Below are 19,388 nucleotides of genomic sequence, written 5' to 3'. Positions count from 1 at the left end.
AGCAGCGGGCCGGGCTCTTTCATGTCGGCTTGCCGACGTCCGGCGCATGACGATTGTGTCACCATGGTTGCAGCACACCCTCGCGAGGCGGTATTCACCATGTTGGAACCTACCCAGCGACACGTCACATCCCTGACACGGCGGATACCCATGCAGCGTTTTCTAGTCCTCACCCTTTCCCTTGCAGCCGCGCTTTTCATGACGGCGATACCGGCGGCCGGGGCCCATCCGGCGCCCGATGGTTTCGCCGACCTGGCCGAGCGCCTGTCACCGGCGGTGGTCAATATCTCCGCGGCGCAGCGGCTCGACAGTGAGGACGGCCTGCCGGAATTCCCCGAAGGCTCGCCGCTGGAACGCTTCAACGATATTTTCGGCAATGCGCCGCGCATCGCCAATTCGCTTGGCTCGGGCTTCATCATCGACGCCTCCGGCATCGTGGTGACCAATAATCACGTTATCGACGGCGCTGACGAGGTCGAGGTCTCCCTGCCGGATGGCCGCGTCTTCCGCGCTGAAGTGGTCGGCATCGACAGCGTGACCGATCTTGCGGTGCTGCGCATGGAGACCGATGAGCCGATGCCATTCGTGGCCTTTGGCGACAGTGACGCAGCCCGGGTCGGCGACTGGGTGATCGCGATCGGCAATCCGTTCGGACTGGGCGGCACGCTGACCGCTGGCGTGGTGTCGGCGCGCGGCCGCGAAGCCGGTGGCCGTTATGACGATTACATCCAGACCGATGTCGCCATCAATACCGGCAATTCCGGCGGCCCGCTGTTCAACATGGATGGCGATGTGGTCGGCGTGAACACGCTGATCCTGTCGCCGACCGGCGCCAGCGTCGGCATTTCCCTGTCCATCCCGTCTAACCTGGCCCGCATTGTCGTCGACCAGCTGGTCGAGTTTGGCGAAACGCGCCGTGGCTGGCTTGGCGTTTCGGTGCAGCGGGTGACGGCCGAGCTGGCGGAAAGCTTCGAGCTGGCAACCCCGTATGGCGCCATTGTCTCGCGGATCGAGGATGATGGCCCCGCCGCCGGCAGCGGCTTGCGCACCGGTGATCTGGTACTGGAATTTGACGGTCGCCGCGTTCGTGACAGCCGCTCCTTCCCGCGCATGGTGGCGGAAAGCGAGATCGGTCGCGAGGTCGAGCTCGACATTATCCGCCGTGACCGACCGATGACGATCCGCATCACCATTGGCGAACTTTCCGAAGGCGGCGCGGACGGGGAGACGGCAAATGCCGCGGTCGTCGAGCCGGTTCCCGGCAATGGCAACGGCAATGAGATCATGGGCATGACTTTCGGCACGCTGGACACGGCGTCGCGGCGCCGCTTCCGCGTCCATCCCGATGCCGAGGGCGTGCTGGTGACCGAGGTCGATGCCGGCAGTGATGCCGCCGGCAAGGTGCGTCCCGGGGATGTCATCGAGGAGGTCGAGTTCACCCGCGTCGACAGCGTGGCGGCGATCCGTGAGATCATTGCCCGTCATGGCGGCGGACCGGTCCGTTTCCAGATCAATCGCGGCGGCCAATACGTGCTGCAATCGATCCGGCCGTGACCACCTGCCTGCTGATTGCGGGCCCGACTGCAGCCGGCAAGACTGCCCTGTCGCTTGCCGCCGCCGACAAGCTTGGCGGTGAGATCATCAATGCCGATTCCATGCAGGTCTATGCCGGCCTGCCGCTGATCACCGCCCAGCCGGATGCCGATGAACGCGCCTCGGCGCCGCATCATCTGTTCGGCACCCTTGATCCCGCCGTGCGCTATTCGGTCGGCCAGTGGACAAGCGATGTGCTGGCCCTGATCGCTGATTGCCGTGAGCGCGGCAGGGCGCCGATCCTGGTTGGCGGAACGGGTCTTTATTTCAACGCCCTGACACGCGGATTGGCGCCGGTCCCGGAGATCGGCGAGGCGGCCCGTGCCCGCACCGCTGCCCTGCTGGAGACGGCCGGCCTGTCTGGCCTGCGGGCCGAGGCGCTGCGGCTGGATCCGGTCGCGGCAAACCGCGTTGAAGCGGCCGACCGGCAGCGTCTGATGCGGATCGTGGAAGTCGCTTTCGAGACCGGTCGCGCCTTGAGTGACTTTCAGGCCGACACCACACCCCCACTCGCGGCCGACGAGTGGCGCGGCGTGGTGATCGAACCGGATCGCGAAGCGCTCTATGCCCGTATCGATCAGCGCTTTGACCGCATGCTTGCAGCGGGCGCGCTGGACGAGGTGGCCCGTTTCGCCAATCGCAAGCTGGACCCGGAACTGCCCGCCAGCAAGGCGCTCGGCGTTCCGCAACTCCTGGCCCATCTGCGGGGCGAGATGTCGCTCGAAGACGCTGTCATTCTCGCCAAGCGGGACAGCCGCCGCTACGCCAAGCGGCAGGGGACATGGTTTCGTAATCAAGCCGCCAGCTGGGCGCGGATAGCTTCCCTTGATCCGGCCACGGCGCGAGACGCCCTGGCTACCATTCTCGATGGGGAAGCGGAATGACAACATTGTTTGCGAGCGCCGGCGTCGGCCTTGCCCTGGTCCTTGCCGGGCCGGCCCACTCACAGGACCCGGACGATACCGTCGCGGCGATCCTGCAGGCTGATCGTGATTTCGCGGCCATGGCCGCGGAGCAGGGCGCGTCTGCGGCCTTCGTCCACTGGATGGATGCCAGCGAGGGCCGTCTCATTCGCGGCACACCGGACCCGATCATCGGCGCCGAGAATATCGCGCCGCTTTATGCACCGTTCACGGGCGATACCCTGCTGCACTGGCAGCCATCGGAGGGCTTTGCCGGCAGTGGTGATGATTTCGGTGTCACCTGGGGTGTGTGGAGCATCCATAGCGATGGCGACAGCACCTCCGCGCCGGTCGCGCGCGGAACCTATGTCACGGTCTGGCGCCGCAATGCTGACGGCGACTGGCGCGGCCTTCTGGACATGGGCACCGATGACCCGTCCTATCAGCCCGGCCAAACCGGGAGTGAGTCGCCTGATGACGGTGGAGACAACTGAACCGCTTTACACGCGGGATATCGATCTGGACCCGATTAAAACGAGCCGCCTGGCGATTGTCGGATACGGCAATCATGGCCGCTCGCATGCGCTGTGCCTGCGCGATAGCGGGGTGGCGGATATCCGTATCGCGCTGCGTGACGGCTCGCCCTCGCGGGCGAAGGCCGAGGCTGACGGTTTTACCGTGGTCACCGTGCCCGAGGCGGCGGCTTGGGCAGACGCCATCTCCCTGCTGGCGGCCGACGAGGCGCATCGCCAGATATGGAAGGAGGCCATCGCGCCTTTCCGCAAGCCCGGCCAGGCGCTCATCCTGTGTCACGGGTTTTCGATCCATTACGAGCTGATCACCCCGCCCGCCGATGCTGATGTCATTCTCGCCGCCGCCAAGGGGCCGGGCGGGGCCGTGCGTCAGGAGTTCGAGAAGGGCAAGGGGCTGATCGGTTTCTGGGCTGTGCACCAGGACGCGTCGGGCCGGGCCCGTGAGTTGGCGCTGGCCTATCTGGCGGCCATCGGGTCGGGCGAGGTCGGCATTTTCCCGACGACTTTCCGCGAAGAGACCGTGTCGGACCTGTTCGGGGAACAGGTGGTGCTGGTCGGTGGGCTGGTCGCCCTGGCCAAGGCGAGTTTCGAGCGTTTGGTTGCAGCGGGTGTCAGCGAGCGCATGGCGTACATCGATTGTGTGCACGAAATCAAATACCTGGCCGATCTGATCCAGTCACGTGGCATCGCCGGAATGTATGAGGCGATCTCGGACACGGCCGAGTTCGGTGCCCGCCAGATCGAGGGGCGGATCGCCGGGCCGGAGCTCAAATCCGTCTTTGATGCTGCCATGGCCGATATTGAGTCCGACCGGTTTGCGCGCAAATGGGTCGAGACCTATGAGGCCGGTGACGCCATGAAGGCCGAACGGGCCGCCGACCGGGACCTGCCGATCGAGGCCGTCGGTGCTGACTTGCGCAGACGGATTTACGGTGCCACGAAATAGCCAACAAGCCGTGCCACCTGTAATAGGTATATTCAGAACAAGAATCGCGTGCGGGGGCGTGAAATGGCATTCAATCCGGTCAAAGTTCGGCGATATGGCGAACCCAAGGAAGTTGTGGCGCGGGTCTTCGAGGAAGTCGGCGGCATTCCCTCTGTCATGGAGCTGCTCGATCTCAGCCGAACCCGTGTCTATGCGCTGGCCGATCCGGACTCGACCAATGAAATTTCCTACGCCCGGATCGCCAAATTGACCGAGTCCGGGGCCTCGGCCGCGGCGCAGCATCTCGCGGCCCTGGCCGGCGGTATTTTCCTGCCGATCACCAAGGCGGATGACGCCAACTGGCTCGCGCTCGCCGGTGAAGCCAGCCGTCGCAATGCGCGCAACATCTCCGCCATCATGGAAAGCCTGAGCGAAACCGAGCGTTCGCCGGGGCGGATCGACCAGGAAGAAGCGCGCGACATCCTCAAAGTGCTCGACGAACAGCTCGGTGTTCTCGCGATCCAGCGCGCCAAACTGGCGGCCATTGCATCAGGCGAAACCGTCGACATGGCCGGCCACCAGGTTGACGGTGAAAACGGCGCTGCGTGATTGCCCGTGGCACAAAGCGTGCTTAGTTAGGGGCCTTGCCGTTTTGACCGGGTCCACGCTTTGTTGAACAGACTGACCGACTTCCTCCTGCGCATGGATGCGCGCGCGGCGCGCGCCGTCGGCGTTTCGGTCGGGCTCTTCGTCATTGTGGCCCTTGTCTTCCTGCTCGGGCGTTTTGTGCTCGATATCGAACCCGGTGCTGCCGGCAGCTGGTTCGAAGCGTCGGCGAGCCAATGGTATGCCCTGCCGCTGACCATCCTGGTCTTCACGGTCCTGTCCTTTCTCGGGGCGCCACAGTTTGGATTGATGGCCGCTGCGTTGGTCGCCTTCGGGCCGACGAATGGCGCGATTTATGCCTTCATCGCGACCCAGTGCTCGGCAGCGGTCAATTATGTCGTCGGGCGTTATTTCGGCGCCGATATCCTCAAGCGTTACGGCGGCGACTGGGCCAACAAGATCTCCGACTTCATCGGCCGCAATGGCTTGCTGGCCTCGATGGTGGTGCGCTGGGTCCCGTCCGGTCCTTTCATCGTCGTCAATATGGGTTTCGGCGTGGCGCGGACGCCGTACTGGGCTTTTGCCGTCGGCACGGCGCTGGGGTCGGCACCCAAGATTCTCATCGTTGCGCTGATGGGCGAGAGCATCCGCTCGATGATCACCGGGGGCAGCATCCTGCTGGGCATTGCCTTCGCGGGGGCGGCGCTTGCCTGGATCGGGATCATGCTGGTGGCGCGCATCTGGTTGCGGCGCAATCGGGTGCCCGCTGCGCTGGACGCCGATGACGCCGTCAAAGGGCCGTAATCGGGGCCGACAAGCGTCAAGATCCGCGCAGGTGTCCCAAAGACTGGTAAATCCTGGCCGGTATCAGCTTGAATGCCGGTGCGCCCCTTGCAATCTCGCGCGGAGCATCGCACAAGAAAAACAGTTGCATCGCGGCTTTGCCGCCACACCTTTCGAGATTCAGCACCCCCATGCTCAACAGCCTTTTCGGTTTGCTCTCCGCGGATATCGCCATCGACCTGGGAACGGCGAATACGCTCGTTTACGTCAAGGGACGCGGTGTCGTGCTCAATGAGCCGTCCGTCGTCGCCTACAAGATCGAGAAGGGCCGCAAGCATGTCCAGGCGGTCGGCGCCGAAGCCAAGCTCATGCTGGGCAAGACACCGGGCAATGTCGAAGCGATCCGGCCGATGCGCGATGGCGTCATCGCCGACTTCGATGTCGCCGAGGAAATGATCAAGCATTTCATCCAGAAAGTGCACAACCGCCGGGCCATGGTCAGTCCGCAAGTGGTGATCTGCGTGCCATCTGGAGCAACGGCGGTCGAACGTCGCGCCATTCACGAAAGTGCTCTCGGCGCCGGCGCCCGCAAGGTCTACCTGATTGACGAGCCGATGGCTGCCGCCGTCGGTGCCGGCCTGCCGATCGACGAGCCGACCGGTTCGATGATCGTCGATATTGGTGGTGGCACCACGGAAGTGGCCGTGATGTCGCTGTCGGGTATCGTTTATTCGCGCTCGGTCCGGGTCGGGGGCGACAAGATGGACGAAGCCATCATCAACTATATCCGACGTTCGGCGAACCTCCTGATCGGTGAGACCTCGGCCGAGCGGATCAAGAAGGAAATCGGTTCCGCCATGCCGCCGGTGAAGGGTGAGGGCCTGTCGCTCGATATCAAGGGCCGTGACCTGATGAACGGCGTGCCGCGCGAAATTGCGGTGACCGAGGCGATGATTGCCGACAGCCTGTCCGAGCCGGTCGAGCAGATCGTCGAGGCGGTCAAGCAGGCGCTCGAAGCGACCCCGCCGGAGCTGGCGGCGGATATTGTCGACAAGGGTATCGTGCTGACCGGTGGCGGGGCGCTTCTGCGCAATCTCGACACCGAGCTGCGCGAGCGGACCGGCCTGCCGGTCAGTCTTGCAGATGACGCCCTGTCCTGCGTGGTGCTGGGCTGTGGCAAGGCCGTTGAAGACCTTCGGATCTGGCGTCCCATTCTCTCCGAAGCGGTGTAGTCTCCGCCTGATTGACGGGGGAGAAGGAGTGAGGCGTTGGCGTCGCGACGCTCGACACGACAGGATGCGGAGCAGGGCGTACGCTTTTCGCGAACGCTGTTCATTGCCCTTCTCGTCATTTCCGGCGCGTTGATCGCCTTTGATCGTCCGGCTTCCCGTTCTGCGCCCTTTGCCAGTTTCCGGGCCGGTTTCACCGATGTCTCGGCGCCCTTGCTCGACCTTGTCGCCCAGCCGCTGCGCGGGATCAAGAATATCGGTCCCTATTGGCGCCGCCAGGGTGAGCTGGTCGAGGAAAACGCCCAACTTCGCCAGCAATTGATCGAAGCGCGCTACTGGGAAGACCTTGCCTATCGCCAGCGCGACCGGATCGAGGTCTATGAAGACGCGCTGGACGTGGAAAGCGCTGCCATCGAGGACCGGATCGGGGCCTGGACGGTTGCCGATCCGCGCGGGCCTTTCGTGCGCGCCCGCCTCATCGGACGCGGCAGCGACGCTGGCATCCAGGACGGTTATCCGGTGATCAATCTCTACGGGCTGGTCGGGCGGGTCTACGAGACCGGCCGCCGCTCGGCCCGCGTCCTCCTGCTGACCGACCTCAACAGCCGCGTGCCGGTGATGGCCGATCGCTCCAATGCGCGCGCCATCCTGGTCGGCGATAATTCCGAATTTCCCCGTCTCGACTATGTCGGCCGGGCACCGGATATCCAGGCCGGTGACCGCATCGTCTCATCGGGCGATGACGGCATCCTGCCGCGCGGCCTGCCGGTCGGCGAGGCCGTGGCGACGCGCGAGGGCGGCTGGCGAGTGCGGCTTTATTCCGACCAGGCGCCGGTCGATTTCGTCTGGGTCTGGCCGTACGAACGGGTGACGCCACCGGATCAGGAAATCGAGCCGGTCACGCCAACGCAATTCCCGCCGACAGCGGTTGATGCCGGCGCCAACCAAGACCCGGACGAAGATGCCGACGAAGAAGCCGGCGAGGAAGTCGACCGGGCACCGGCGTCTGGCGGCGATGGAAATGCGACGGAGGAGGCCCTGTGAGAAAGCCGACTGAACGCACTTCCCCCTGGCTGGCGGCGACGGGCTGCATCCTCTCTGTCCTGGTGGCGTTGATCGTGCAGGCCTCGCCGACGCGCTTGGTCGACGGGCTGACCATCATGCCGACCTGGACCCTGATGGCGATTTTCCTCTGGTCCGGTGTCCGTCCGCAATTCATGCCGCCGATTGCGGTTTTCGCCATCGGTCTGACCCAGGACCTTTTGACCGGTGCGCCGATGGGCGTGTGGGCGCTGTCCTATCTGGTTGCGATCTCGGTCTTCCGCTTTCGCGGTGAGGACGGCATGCCGCGCGATCTGCCGCCGGTGCTGCTGCGTTTCGGCGCGACCTTGCTGCTGGCGCACGGTATCGCCTTTGCCGCTGGCAGCTTTGCGCTCGAACAGATGGCCGACCTGCAGCCATTGATCATCGAGATCATCGCTTCCATCCTGATGTTCCCGCTTCCGGCCTATCTGGTGCTTCGTCGCCGACGGTCACGCGGTTCCGGCTTCATCGGAGGGTGACGACAAGACCTCATGCGTGCCGACCGACAGGAACAGGATCTGAAATTCACGCGGCGCGCCTTGCTGATGGCAGGCGCGGGCGGGCTGGCCTTTCTCGGTCTTGGCGCGCGCCTGTATTCATTGCAGGTCCTGGAGACCGAGCGCTACCGGCTGATGTCGGAAGACAACCAGTTCAATTTCAATCTCCTGCCACCCTCGCGCGGACGCATCCTGGATCGGTTCGGTGTTGCGGTCGCGGATAACCGCGACAGCTACCGGGTGCTCCTGGTGCCCGAACAGTCGGGCGATGTCGCCTCGGCCCTTGATCGTCTCCAGCCCTTCCTGCCGCTCAGAGATTATGAGCGCGAACGGATCCTGCGGACGGCCCGCAGCCAGCGCAGCTTTCACGCCATCACGGTCGCCGACGATCTCGACTGGCACACTTTTGCCTCGATCAATCTCAATGCGCCGGACCTTGCCGGCGTCACGCCGGATGTCGGCGAAGTCCGCTCCTACACCTATGGCCCCTCATTCGCGCATGTGATCGGCTATGTGCAGCCGCCCAATGACGAGGACATCGCCAATAATCCGCGCGACGCTGAACGTCTGCTGCGGCATCCGGGCTTCCGGGTCGGCAAGACCGGCGTCGAGATCGCGCGGGAGGCGGATCTGCGTGGACAGGCGGGGGCATTGAAGACCGAGGTCAATGCGCGGGGGCGGGTGATCCGCGAACTGCCCGAGCAATCAACCCAGCCGGTTGCGGGGCGCGATGTGGTGCTGACACTGGATGCCGACATCCAGCGCTACGCCCATGAGCGTCTCAATCCGGAAAGCGGGTCGGCGGTGGTGATGGACGTCAATACCGGCGAGTTGATCGCCCTGGTGTCGACACCGAGCTTCGACCCGAACCTCTTCGTTGGCGGGATTTCCTCGGCGGATTATGCGGCGCTCCGTGAGAATGACCACAACCCGCTGTTCCAGAAGTCGATCCAGGGCACGTATCCGCCGGGTTCGACCTTCAAGGCCGTGGTGGCGGCCGCCGCGCTGGAACACGGTGTCGTGCCGCCGACCGAGCGGATCAATTGCACCGGTTCGGTACGGCTGGGAAATCGTGAATTCCACTGCTGGCGACCGCGTGGCCACGGCCCGGTCAATCTGCGTGATGCGGTCAAGACCTCCTGCGACATCTTCTTTTACCAGATTGCCGAACGCCTCGGCATTGATCGCCTGCACGCAATGGCGACCCGCTTCGGGATCGGCGAACAATTCGACATCGGCATTGCCGGGGTACGTCGTGGCACCATGCCCAATCCCGCCTGGAAACGGGCCCGCTATGATCAGGGCTGGTCGACCGGCGACACCTATAACACCGGCATCGGGCAGGGCTTCGTCACCGCATCGCCCTTGCAATTGGCCGTGATGACGGCACGGGTCGCGTCCGGGCGGGCGGTCTCACCGACACTCTACCGCAATGCGATGATGCCGCCGGCGGCGCATATCGGCGTTGACGACGCGGCGCTCACCAGTGTCCGCGACGGTCTGCGGGCCGTGGTCGAAGAACCCGGCGGCACATCCTACTCGCTTGGCGGTCTCGGTCTTGGCGATATCGAGATGGCCGGAAAAACCGGCACCGCTCAGGTCTATTCGATCACTGCGGCGGAGCGGGAGGCCGGCGTTCGCAGCCAGCAGGACCTGCCCTGGCGCCTGCGCGATCACGGGCTTTTCATGTGTTATGCCCCGGCGGACCGCCCCAAATATGCCTGCGTCGTGGTGATCGAACATGGCGGGGGCTCCTCGGCGGCGACCCGGCCGGCCCGCGATATTCTTCGCCGCGTGGTCGCCCGTGATCCATCAAGCCGGGCCGGCGTGTTTGCCGATGTCGGCAATGCCCGTCCGGGAGGCGCCTGATGGCGGTATTCCGCGAGAGCGTTCCGCGCGACCTTCCCGGCAAGATGATGGAGTTGAACTGGACGCTGGTCCTGCTTCTTGTCCTGCTCGGGGCGGCCGGCGTCGGCATGCTGTACTCGGTCGGCGGCGGCAGCTGGGAGCCGTGGGCGATCAATCATGCCGTCCGGTTTGCGCTCGGCTTTGCCGGCATGATGGTCATTGCGATGTTTCCACCGCGGTTCTGGATGGGCGTCGCCTATCCGGTCTATGTGGTGGCACTGATCCTTCTGGTATTGGTCGAAGTAAATGGTGTGACCATCAACGGGGCGCAGCGTTGGGTCGACCTCGGGCCGATACGCATGCAGCCGGCCGAGATCATGAAGCTGGCGCTGGTTTTGGCCCTGGCCCGCTTCTACCACGACTTGCCGGATGACAAGGTGACGACGATTTCCGGCCTGCTGCCACCCTTGTTGATCATTGGTGCACCTGCCGCCCTGATTGTCGGGCAGCCGGACCTTGGCACGACGCTCTTGCTGGCGGCGACCGGCGTCATGGTCATCTTCATGGCCGGCCTGAGCTGGTGGTTCATACTGGTGGTTGGCGGCGTCGGACTGGCCGGTATCGTCGGTATCGGGCTGTACGGGCTGGAAAACATCCTGGCCGAGTATCAGATGGATCGGGTGCACGCCTTCCTCAACCCGGACTTCGACCCGTTGGGCATCAATTACCACCCCAACCAGGCGGTGATCACGCTTGGTTCCGGCGGGATGACGGGCAAGGGTTTTCTCGAGGGGACCCAGTCGAAACTGGGCTATCTGCCGGAGATGCAGACTGACTACATCTTCACGGCGCTGGGCGAAGAGTTCGGTTTTGTCGGCGGCATCGCCGTGCTGGCAGTGAATGCCCTGATCATGGCCCAGGGCGTGATCATCGCGATCAGCTGCAAATCGCCCTTCCTGCGCCTCATGACGATCGGCGTGATAACGACGTTCGCCTCCTACGTGTTTATCAATATCGGCATGGTGTCGCGCTTGCTGCCCGTGGTCGGTGTGCCGCTGCCGCTGATCTCCTATGGCGGAACCGTGGTGCTGGCGGTGATGGCGGGCTTCGGCCTCATCCTGGGCGCGCACATCCATCGCAATGCCGAACCGCCGCGCGGAGCCGGCCTGTTCGGCTGATCCTGCGCCGCACTGCAACAACGTCGCGCGCTTGACCGGCTGGGCCGGTTGGGGAAGTGTGCGCGGCAATTCAGTAAGGGGTGGACGCGCTTTCGCGTTCAGTTTCAGGGGAGAGTCTCATGGCGGCAATACCAGCCGGTCAGCACGCGCATTGGTCGTCGCGTTTCGCATTCATTCTTGCCGCGGTTGGCTCCGCGGTCGGTCTCGGCAATCTCTGGCGCTTCCCGTTCCAGACGGGTGACAATGGCGGCTCGGCCTTTGTGCTGATCTATATCGGTTGTGTGGCCCTGTTCGCGCTGCCGGTCCTGATGGCTGAAATCGCCATCGGTCGCCACGCCCAGCAATCGGCCATCTCCTCGACTCGCAAAATGGCCCAGGAAGCCGGCAAGTCCGCCAATTGGGCGATTGTCGGTTGGGTCTGTACGGCGGGTGGTTTCCTGATCCTGACCACTTATTCGGTGATCGCCGGCCAGGTCATGGCCTATTCGGCATCCGGCTTTGTCGGCGGTTTCTCGCAGCCTGACGGCGCCAATCTCTTCTACCAGGGTGAGTTCACCCAGCTGGCCTGGCATGCCGGCTTCATGATTATCACCGTGCTGATCGTGGCGCGCGGCCTGAAAGGCGGAATCGAACAGGTTGCGACCATATTGATGCCGCTCTTCTTCGTGATGCTGATCGGCCTGACCATCTATTCGCTGGCCACCGGTGCCGCCTCTGAAGCAATTGCCTACCTGTTCACACCGGACTTCTCGGCGGTGACCGGGCAGACTTTCGTTGCCGCGCTCGGCCAGGCCTTCTTCTCGGTCTCTGTCGCTTCGGCCATCATGATCACCTACGGCTCCTACCTGTCCAAGGACACCAATATCGGCTCGTCCGCGATCATGATTGCCTCGGCCGATACGCTGGTCGCGCTGATCGCCGGTCTGATGATTTTCCCGATCGTCTTCATGGTGGGTATCGATCCGGCTGCGGGTCTGGGCCTGATCTTCACCGCCCTGCCGGCGGTCTTCGCCGACATGCCCGCAGGCAACATCATCGGTGGCGCCTTCTTTGCGCTGGCCTTCATCGCGGCGATCACGTCCTCGATCTCGCTGCTGGAAGGGACTGTGGCCTTCCTTGAGGAGAACACCTCGTTCTCGCGTCCGACTGCGGCCTGGTTGCTCGGCTTCTTCGCCTTCATGATCGGTGCCGGTGCGGTGTGGTCGTCGGACTTTGGCGGTCTCTTTGTCGACTGGCTGTCGGGCAGCTTCCTGCTTCCGCTGGGCGGTCTGCTGGTGGCGGTGTTTGCCGGCTGGGTGATCCCGCGCTCGCTGATGCGTGACGAGCTGAGCCATGCCTCGAACGGGCTGTTCGCCTTCTTCCACTTCTGTGTGAAGTATGTTGTTCCGCCGGCAATCGGCTTCATCCTGCTGTTGGGCCTGGATGCCAAGTTCAATGGCGGCGCCTTCGGCTCGATGCTGGGGCTGGGCTAACCGAACTTGCCGGCAAAGGCGTCGGTCGCGCGCACCAGCGCGTCGACCACGCCCGGCTCGCCGGCCGCATGGCCGGCATCGCCAATCATCTGGAGCCTCGCTCGCGGCCATGCCCGGGCGAGGCTCCATGCTGTTTGCGGCGGCGTGACCACGTCATAGCGCCCCTGCACGATGACGCCCGGCAGGTGATTGTATATCCCGGCATCCTCGATCAGTTCGCCGTCACGCTCGAAGAAGCCCTTGTGGAAGAAGTAGTGGCTTTCCAACCGGGCCAGGGCGTCGGCGCGGACCGGATCGGCCAGTGGGGCTGACGGATCGCCTGTCATCGAAATCAGGGCGCTTTCCCAGCGCGACCAAGCGAGGGCGTCGGGACGGCGCCGGATAATGTCGGGCTCGGCCAAGCGCTCGTAATAGGCGCGGATGATGTCACCCCGCTCTTCCGGGCTGAGCGGATCAACCAGCCGTTCCCACGCGTCCGGGAACAGCATGTTGGCGCCGTCCTTGTAGAACCAGTCGAGCTCGCGCCGGGTGCAGGTGAAGATGCCGCGCAGGATAAGGCCGATACAGCGGTCGGGATGGGCGCGGGCATAGGCCAGCGCCAGCGTTGCACCCCAGGACCCGCCGAACACGACCCATTTTTCGATCCCCATCGCCACCCGGATGCGTTCGATATCGTCGATCAGGTCAGCGGTGGTGTTGGCTTCAAGCCCGCCATGCGGCGTCGAGCGGCCGCAACCACGCTGGTCGAACAGGATGACGCGGTAGCGGCGCGGGTCGAAAAACCGGCGCAGGGCCGGTGAGGCGCCGCCGCCAGGACCACCATGCAGGGTGACAACCGGCAGCCCGTCCGGGCGTCCGCATTCCTCGACATAAAGGTCGTGGCCGTCGCCGACCGCCAGTCGCGAAGCCTGCAAGGGCCGGATGGGCGGATAGAGAAGCCGTCGGGAGTAAGAGGCATCCATGGTGGACACTGTGCCGTTAGCCAGTCTTAAACACAATAAACCATAGCCTAGAAGGCCTTCGCTCTGTATCGTCCGTTCCGGTTTGGGGCTGACAATCGATCTTGGGATATTCTGTGTGATGAGCGCATTCCGGCGAGCCGTGCTAGCCATCTGTTTTTGCAGTCTTGCCTCTGCTTGCGCCAGTGCGCCGATATCCATAGCCGCATCGAGTCTGCCGGGCAGCGGAGCCCTGGTCACCCCGGCGCATCGCGAGCTTGACGATGCCGTTGACGATTTTGCCGATCAGCTGGAAGATCGCGGCCTTGTCCGCGAAGCCAGCACCATGGACACGGCCATGCGCTGGATGAACCAGCTGGCCGGCCAGTCGGGTGAGGCCGCGCCGGACGGATTGACCCTTTATCTCCAGGTCGCCGGGATCGATCCTGCTGATATCCAGGCAGTGGACATCATCCGCGCCGACCTCGTGGAAACCTGGCAAGGTGCGGCGGCCATTGACGCCGCTTCGCGCCGCCTGTTGACCACCGGGACGGGTTTGCGCCGGTCCGATGTCACCGATGCACTCGGTGCCGTCGAAACCGCGATGACCCACGCCCAGACCGCGCAATCCGTGTTTGAAGCGGCCTTGCTGGAACTGACCACGCATCATGATGCGGCGGTGCTTGCCGGTCTGCGTGTCGAGCGTGATCTGCTGGCCCTGCGGGTCAATGATCTTCGCGACCGTGCCGACGAGCTGGCGGATCTGCGTCGCCAGATGCGAAACCCGTCGATTTCCTGATGATCCATCCTGATGAGGTGAAAGGCTTTCTCGATCCCGAGGAAGGGCGTGAGCTGGCCGACCTTGCAAGGGTCGCCGGGCGTCTCGGCCCGGTGCTCGAAATCGGGTCCTATTGCGGCAAGTCGGCGCTCTATCTTGGGCCGGCTGCACGCGAGGCCGGAACGATCCTCTACACGCTCGACCATCACCGCGGCTCCGAAGAGCACCAACCGGGCGAGGAATATCACGACCCCGACCTGTTCAACGCCAAGCTCGGTGCAGTCGAAACCCTGCCGGCCCTGCGCGAGACCCTGTTCCGGGGTGAGCTGGAAGACTGTGTGATCCCGCTGGTCGGGCGCTCGGCGGTGATTGCGGCCAACTGGACCACACCGCTCGGCATGGTCTTCATCGATGGCGGGCACTCGATGGACGCCGCCCTGGCCGATTATCGGGGCTGGGCAGGCCGCGTTGTTGCCGGCGGTGTCCTGGCAATCCACGATGTTTTCCCCAATCCGGCAGACGGCGGACGACCACCCTACGAGATCTGGAAACTGGCTTGTGCCTCGGGCCTGTTCGAGACCGTCAGGCGTACAGGAACGCTGGAAGTTTTGCGGCGGCTTTAGGCGCCGGATACTCCGGCAGGTGGTTGGCCACCAGGAGGTCGCTGCCGCGGCTCAACCCCTCGATCGCGTCGGCCGCCATGATCAGCGCGCCGGACGTCCAGGACGGGCGCTCGCGTGGCCAGATTATTGATTCCTCGAACTGCCAGCCCATCCAGTAGCCACCATCGTGGGCGATCAATGGCGCCAGATTGGCGATCAGCTCGCGGGCTTGCTCGCGCTTGCCGACTGCTTGGCAGGCCATGGCCAGCTCGGCCGTCTCGGCCGCGGTGACCCAGGGCTCGTGCGAGACGCAGCGGCAGCCCAGGCCCGGTTCCACAAACTCTGTCCAGCGGGCATAGAGGCGAGCACGTCCGATATCGGTCGGCAGGACACCGGCAAGGGCCGGATAATACCAGTCCATCGCGAAACCGCGCCGGTCGGTGCCCTTGCGGTCGAAGCGGGCATCATTCTCGCGCAGGGCAGCACCGATCCGGCGCCGGGCTTCGAGCCAGGCCCCGACCGGCTTGCCGAGGCGGCGCCCCATCAGACAGGCGCACTCCAACGCCTTGTAGAGGCTGGCATTGCCGGCTCGTAAACTGTCGATCTCGGTCAGGGTCTGTTCGTCGCCGCGGGCGCGCCAGACAATGTCGCCATGTGCGGTCTGGTGGGCGAGCACGAATTCCATCGCGGCTTCGATCATCGGCCAGTAGCGCGGCAGGGTGTCGAGCGCTTTCAGGGCCAGCAGGCTGCGCAGGACGGTGACCGCGACATAGCCGGTGAAATTGGTGTCCCGTGCGGTCTTTGGCGTGCCGGGAACGAGGCGTCGATTGGCGTCGTCGAGCGGGACCGAGGCTCCCAGATCGCCGGTCCAGCCGCCATCGGTCTCCTGGCGATCCATCAGGGCGGTCAGGGCGCGCACGGTCTCGGCCTCGCGGCCGGCAATGGCCAGGCCCATGGCCGCTTCTCCGTGATTCCAGGCGTCCCATACACCCGCCTCGATCCACGGGATGGTGCCGTCGGTACGTTGCAGCGTGGCGATATGGTCGGCGCAGGCCCGGATATCGACCAATTGGCTCATCAGCTTGTCTTCCTGAAATACATGACGACGGACTTGCCCAAGGCCGGATCCAGAACCCATTCCATCGCCCGCGTCAGCCAGGGGCGCTTGATCAGGTCCCATTCCAGGAAACGTCGATAGAGGGCAACCAGGCGGCTGTCTTCCTGCTTGTCCCAAAGCGCGCAGCGCAGCCACCAATAGGGGCTGTGCAGGGCGTGGGCCCAATGCCTGTGGAAGCGGCGAAACCCGTGTTTCTCGACATCGCGCTTGAGCGCGTCGGAGCGGAAGATGCGGACATGGCCGCCCGGTGAGTTCTGGTATCCCACCGACAACCACCAGCAGATCGCTTCGGTCCAGTAGCGCGGTACCGAGGCTGCGAAGATGCCGTCGGGTTTCAGAACCCGGCGGATCTCGGCGAGGAAAAGCTCGGGGTCGGGCACGTGTTCCAGCACCTCCGAACAGATCACGCGATCAAATGTGTTGTCGGGGAAGGGCAGTTTCTCGCCGGTTCCTGCCGTCAGAACGGCATTGCGCAGCGGTGAGGCGGGGTCGGGCGGCGGTAGTTCAAAAAACTTGTCCAGCGCGATGACGACGTCGTCGTAACACAGGTCCAGCCCGACCGCGGAGACCGGGGTCTCGTCCCAATACAGCCCATGCATGTGGCGACCCTGGCCGCAGCCCAGATCAAGTACGCGCATGCCTGGCTGGAGCGCCAGGTAGTCAGTCCGGATGGTTTGCATCGATCAGGTCCTGCCCTGTTCGGCCAGCGCCTCGACATAAAGATGTGAGGCAGCAAGGGCGTGTTTCGACCAGTCGAATTCCTGGCGCGCACGGATGGCGGCCTGCTCGCCCAGCTGGCGCGCGGCGTTCGGGTCATCGAGCAGGCGGGCCAGATTTGCGGCCATCGCGCCGGCATCACCGGCTGGTGAGACAAGGCCGGCTTCTCCGACCACTTCCGGCAGGGCGCCGCCATCGCTGGCGACCACGGCCGCGCCGCAAGCCATGGCTTCGGCGGCGGGAAAGCCGAAGCCTTCAAACCGGGCCGGGCAGGCGACGATATGGGCGCGGTGGTAGAGCGCGGCGACTTCGGCCCGTGTCAGGTCGGAGGAGGTGGTCACCCGGTCGGACAGGCCGTGTGTGGCCAGCATCCGCTTGGCCGGACCGTCGCGCAGCGTGCCGATAATGTGCAGCCGTGCCGCCGGCCGCGCTGCGGCGACCCGCGCCAGCGCTTCAATCAGCACGTCCAATCCCTTGATCGGCACATCGGCGCTGGCGGTGGTCACGATCAGCCCGGTTTCGCGCGGTACCGCGTTGTCCGGCCGGAATGTGCCATGGTCGAGCCCGTTGAAGGCCACCCGCACACGTTCGGCATCGACACCATAGCGTTGAGCGTGGGTCTGGCGCGCGGCGTCAGAGACGGCCAGGTGCCGGGGCAGGGCCCGGGCCGTCTTGGCCTGCATGCCGATGAAGCGATACCAGCGCCGCGTCAAAAGTCGTTCCCACCATTTGCGTCCGGCTGCGATCGCATAATCGCGGTCGATTGCGATCGGGTGATGCAGTGTCGTGATCACCGGAATGTGGGCATTGATGCGCAACATCGGTGTGGCAAGGGTCTGGTTGTCATGGATGACATCGAACTCGCCTTCATGAGCTTTCACGAAGCGTTCGAGCCGGCGTCCGAAGGCGTAGAGTTCGCCGAAGGCCCCCGAGTTGTGCGCCAGCCATTCTGACAGGTCGGCCCAGGATGTGAGGTGGCGGGGGCGCAAGGCGAGGAAGGCGTTGGCTTCGGCAAACAGGTCCAGGGAGGGCAGTTCGTGCAGCGTGATCCTTGGGTCGAGCTCGGGATAGGGCGGACCCGAGGCGACCGAGACCTGATGTCCGAGCGCGGTCAGTGACCGTGTCAGCTCGCGAAGATAGACACCCTGTCCGCCGACATGGGGATGCGAACGATAGCCGGTGACAAGAACGCGCAGCGGTCGGACCGGCGTGTCGTCACTCTCCTTTTCCATCGGTGTGGAAACAAGGCTATGTCCATCCATGACGCGTGATTCCGGCAGTGGCAATTGAACGGCGAACCTATAGAAGTGAACATTGTTCGCCAAGCGCGTCTTGCCGGAAATGCGGCGCTGCAGCGAAGCCGGACCCGAGGGGCGTTTCCCGGGGGCGGGCCGACAGGATGATGGAATGGTGAAACCAACAGCCCTGCGCTTTGCGACCTATTACGGCGCCTTCTATCTGATGTTCGGCGCCTTCCTGCCCTACTTCCCGCGCTGGCTGGACGGGCGCGGCCTGTCGCCGGAATGGATCGGCTGGATCCTGGCGGCCGGCATGATCGGGCGCACCCTGGTCTCGCCGATCGGTGCGCGCTGGGCTGACCGGGCGGTGCGCCATCGTGATCCCATTCTCGCTTTTGCGATTGGAAGCGTGATTGTCTTTGCGCTGCACCTGCCGGTCTCGACGCCTTGGGTCTTGCTGATCCTGTCCTTTGCCACCGGGGCGCTGGTGTTTGGCCAGATCCCGGTGACTGACGCCTTCGCCATCCGGGCGGCGCGTGACCATGCGTTCGAGTTCGGTCCGGTCCGCGCCTTCGGGTCGGCCCTGTTCATTGTGGCCAATTTCACCGCCGGGGCGCTGATCGACCGGACCGGGACGGAAAGTGTGTTGGCCTGGATGATCATCGCCGGCGGCTTGATGGCGCTGGCGGCAGCCTGGTTGCCGCCGGGGCACCGCCCGACGGCATACATACCGCGCCCGGACGAGTGGAAACGCCTGGCCCGCCTGCTCGCCGGGCCGCTGGGTCTGGCGCTGGCGGCCTCCGCCCTGACCCAGTCCGGTCATGCCTTCTACTACGTCGTGTCCGCCAATGCCTGGTCGGCGGCCGGGATCAGCGGTGCCATGATTGGTGCGCTGTGGGCCTTTGCGGTGGCCTTCGAAATCGCCTTCCTGTGGCTGTCCGGGCGTGGATTTCTGGGCCGGCTCAGCCCGGCCAAACTGATGATGATCGGCGGCGCGGCCTCGCTGGTACGCTGGGGATTGACGGCGCTGTCACCACCACTCTGGGCCTTGTTTCCGCTGCAGGCCTTGCACGCACTCACCTTCGCCGCCACCTATGTCGGCTTCCTGCGCTTTACGGCGCAGGACATGCCGGACGACCAGACGGCCTTGTCACAAGGCCTCAATTCCGCCTTGTCCGGCGGGATCATACTGGCAGCGATGTCGACCGTGTCGGGCTATGCCTTCGCGCAATTCGGCATAGCCGGTTTCGCGTTCATGATGCTGCCGGGGCTGTTGGGACTGGGTGCGGCCTTTTTGTTGCATCATGTTTCTTCACTCCCGCCGCAGAAAGATATCGACTAGGATCGGG

The 19,388-nt window shown here is 64.5% G+C and carries 19 protein-coding genes; 15 read left to right on the top strand and 4 right to left on the bottom strand.

Annotated elements, in window-relative coordinates; all coding sequences use genetic code 11:
• Positions 1-150 precede the first annotated feature (150 nt).
• From C7435_RS07125 to C7435_RS07070, 12 genes are all read left to right on the top strand, one after another.
• The gene (locus C7435_RS07125) at positions 151-1,554 is read left to right on the top strand and encodes a Do family serine endopeptidase (RefSeq protein ID WP_121210574.1); all 1,404 of its coding nucleotides are present in this window, start codon (positions 151-153) and stop codon (positions 1,552-1,554) included.
• Positions 1,551-2,477 (top strand): tRNA (adenosine(37)-N6)-dimethylallyltransferase MiaA, encoded by a 927-nt coding sequence (gene miaA, locus C7435_RS07120; protein WP_121210573.1) that lies wholly within the window; start codon positions 1,551-1,553, stop codon positions 2,475-2,477. The genes C7435_RS07125 and miaA overlap by 4 nt, the downstream gene beginning before the upstream one ends.
• Positions 2,474-2,989, top strand: a complete 516-nt coding sequence (locus C7435_RS07115; protein WP_075190410.1) for a YybH family protein — start codon at positions 2,474-2,476, stop codon at positions 2,987-2,989. Before miaA ends, C7435_RS07115 begins: the two co-directional genes overlap by 4 nt.
• Positions 2,970-3,974 (top strand): ketol-acid reductoisomerase, encoded by a 1,005-nt coding sequence (gene ilvC, locus C7435_RS07110; protein WP_121210572.1) that lies wholly within the window; start codon positions 2,970-2,972, stop codon positions 3,972-3,974. Before C7435_RS07115 ends, ilvC begins: the two co-directional genes overlap by 20 nt.
• A gap of 63 nt (positions 3,975-4,037) precedes the next feature.
• Positions 4,038-4,562 (top strand): hypothetical protein, encoded by a 525-nt coding sequence (locus C7435_RS07105; protein WP_075190412.1) that lies wholly within the window; start codon positions 4,038-4,040, stop codon positions 4,560-4,562.
• 63 nt (positions 4,563-4,625) lie between these two features.
• Complete coding sequence (locus tag C7435_RS07100; RefSeq protein ID WP_083635158.1) at positions 4,626-5,363, top strand: TVP38/TMEM64 family protein; 738 nt, start codon at positions 4,626-4,628, stop codon at positions 5,361-5,363.
• Positions 5,364-5,533: 170 nt separating this feature from the next.
• Positions 5,534-6,574, top strand: a complete 1,041-nt coding sequence (locus tag C7435_RS07095; RefSeq protein WP_075190414.1) for a rod shape-determining protein — start codon at positions 5,534-5,536, stop codon at positions 6,572-6,574.
• 36 nt (positions 6,575-6,610) lie between these two features.
• Positions 6,611-7,615 carry a rod shape-determining protein MreC gene (mreC, locus tag C7435_RS07090; RefSeq protein ID WP_233350702.1) on the top strand — a complete coding sequence of 335 codons (1,005 nt, stop codon included), beginning with the start codon at positions 6,611-6,613 and terminating at the stop codon, positions 7,613-7,615.
• Positions 7,612-8,133 carry a rod shape-determining protein MreD gene (mreD, locus tag C7435_RS07085; protein ID WP_075190415.1) on the top strand — a complete coding sequence of 174 codons (522 nt, stop codon included), beginning with the start codon at positions 7,612-7,614 and terminating at the stop codon, positions 8,131-8,133. The genes mreC and mreD overlap by 4 nt, the downstream gene beginning before the upstream one ends.
• 12 nt (positions 8,134-8,145) lie before the next feature.
• On the top strand, positions 8,146-10,020 hold the full coding sequence (gene mrdA / locus C7435_RS07080; protein ID WP_075190416.1) for a penicillin-binding protein 2: 1,875 nt from the start codon (positions 8,146-8,148) through the stop codon (positions 10,018-10,020).
• Positions 10,020-11,177: a rod shape-determining protein RodA gene (rodA, locus tag C7435_RS07075; RefSeq protein ID WP_075190417.1), complete on the top strand. Its 1,158-nt coding sequence runs from the start codon at positions 10,020-10,022 to the stop codon at positions 11,175-11,177. Before mrdA ends, rodA begins: the two co-directional genes overlap by 1 nt.
• 119 nt (positions 11,178-11,296) lie before the next feature.
• On the top strand, positions 11,297-12,649 hold the full coding sequence (locus C7435_RS07070) for a sodium-dependent transporter (protein WP_121210571.1): 1,353 nt from the start codon (positions 11,297-11,299) through the stop codon (positions 12,647-12,649).
• Here C7435_RS07070 and pip read toward each other — a convergent pair.
• Entirely contained in the window at positions 12,646-13,611 is a 966-nt protein-coding gene (gene pip / locus C7435_RS07065) for a prolyl aminopeptidase (RefSeq protein WP_121210570.1), read from the bottom strand. The genes C7435_RS07070 and pip overlap by 4 nt on opposite strands.
• A 118-nt stretch (positions 13,612-13,729) precedes the next feature.
• Between pip and C7435_RS07060 the strand changes: the two genes are divergently transcribed.
• Together C7435_RS07060 and C7435_RS07055 are read left to right on the top strand one after the other, a co-directional pair.
• The gene (locus C7435_RS07060) at positions 13,730-14,386 is read left to right on the top strand and encodes a hypothetical protein (protein ID WP_147422650.1); all 657 of its coding nucleotides are present in this window, start codon (positions 13,730-13,732) and stop codon (positions 14,384-14,386) included.
• Entirely contained in the window at positions 14,386-14,988 is a 603-nt protein-coding gene (locus C7435_RS07055) for a class I SAM-dependent methyltransferase (RefSeq protein WP_121210568.1), read from the top strand. Before C7435_RS07060 ends, C7435_RS07055 begins: the two co-directional genes overlap by 1 nt.
• Here the strand turns inward: C7435_RS07055 and C7435_RS07050 are convergent.
• Genes C7435_RS07050 through C7435_RS07040 form a run of 3 tightly spaced genes read right to left on the bottom strand, consistent with a single transcriptional unit; the run spans position 14,948 to position 18,063 of the window.
• Complete coding sequence (locus C7435_RS07050; RefSeq protein ID WP_121210567.1) at positions 14,948-16,045, bottom strand: hypothetical protein; 1,098 nt, start codon at positions 16,043-16,045, stop codon at positions 14,948-14,950. The genes C7435_RS07055 and C7435_RS07050 overlap by 41 nt on opposite strands.
• Positions 16,045-16,764, bottom strand: a complete 720-nt coding sequence (locus C7435_RS07045) for a class I SAM-dependent methyltransferase (protein ID WP_121210566.1) — start codon at positions 16,762-16,764, stop codon at positions 16,045-16,047. Before C7435_RS07045 ends, C7435_RS07050 begins: the two co-directional genes overlap by 1 nt.
• Positions 16,765-16,767: 3 nt before the next feature.
• Positions 16,768-18,063, bottom strand: a complete 1,296-nt coding sequence (locus C7435_RS07040) for a glycosyltransferase family 4 protein (RefSeq protein WP_121210565.1) — start codon at positions 18,061-18,063, stop codon at positions 16,768-16,770.
• 145 nt (positions 18,064-18,208) lie between these two features.
• On the opposite strand from C7435_RS07040, the gene C7435_RS07035 reads away from it, so the two are divergent.
• Positions 18,209-19,381 (top strand): MFS transporter, encoded by a 1,173-nt coding sequence (locus tag C7435_RS07035; RefSeq protein WP_075190588.1) that lies wholly within the window; start codon positions 18,209-18,211, stop codon positions 19,379-19,381.
• Positions 19,382-19,388 lie beyond the last annotated feature (7 nt).

Origin of the sequence: Maricaulis maris (assembly GCF_003634045.1) — a bacterium.
Classification (GTDB): domain Bacteria; phylum Pseudomonadota; class Alphaproteobacteria; order Caulobacterales; family Maricaulaceae; genus Maricaulis; species Maricaulis maris.
The sequence above is the reverse complement of the archived record's forward strand: the minus strand, read 5'-3'. Positions and strand labels throughout refer to the sequence as shown.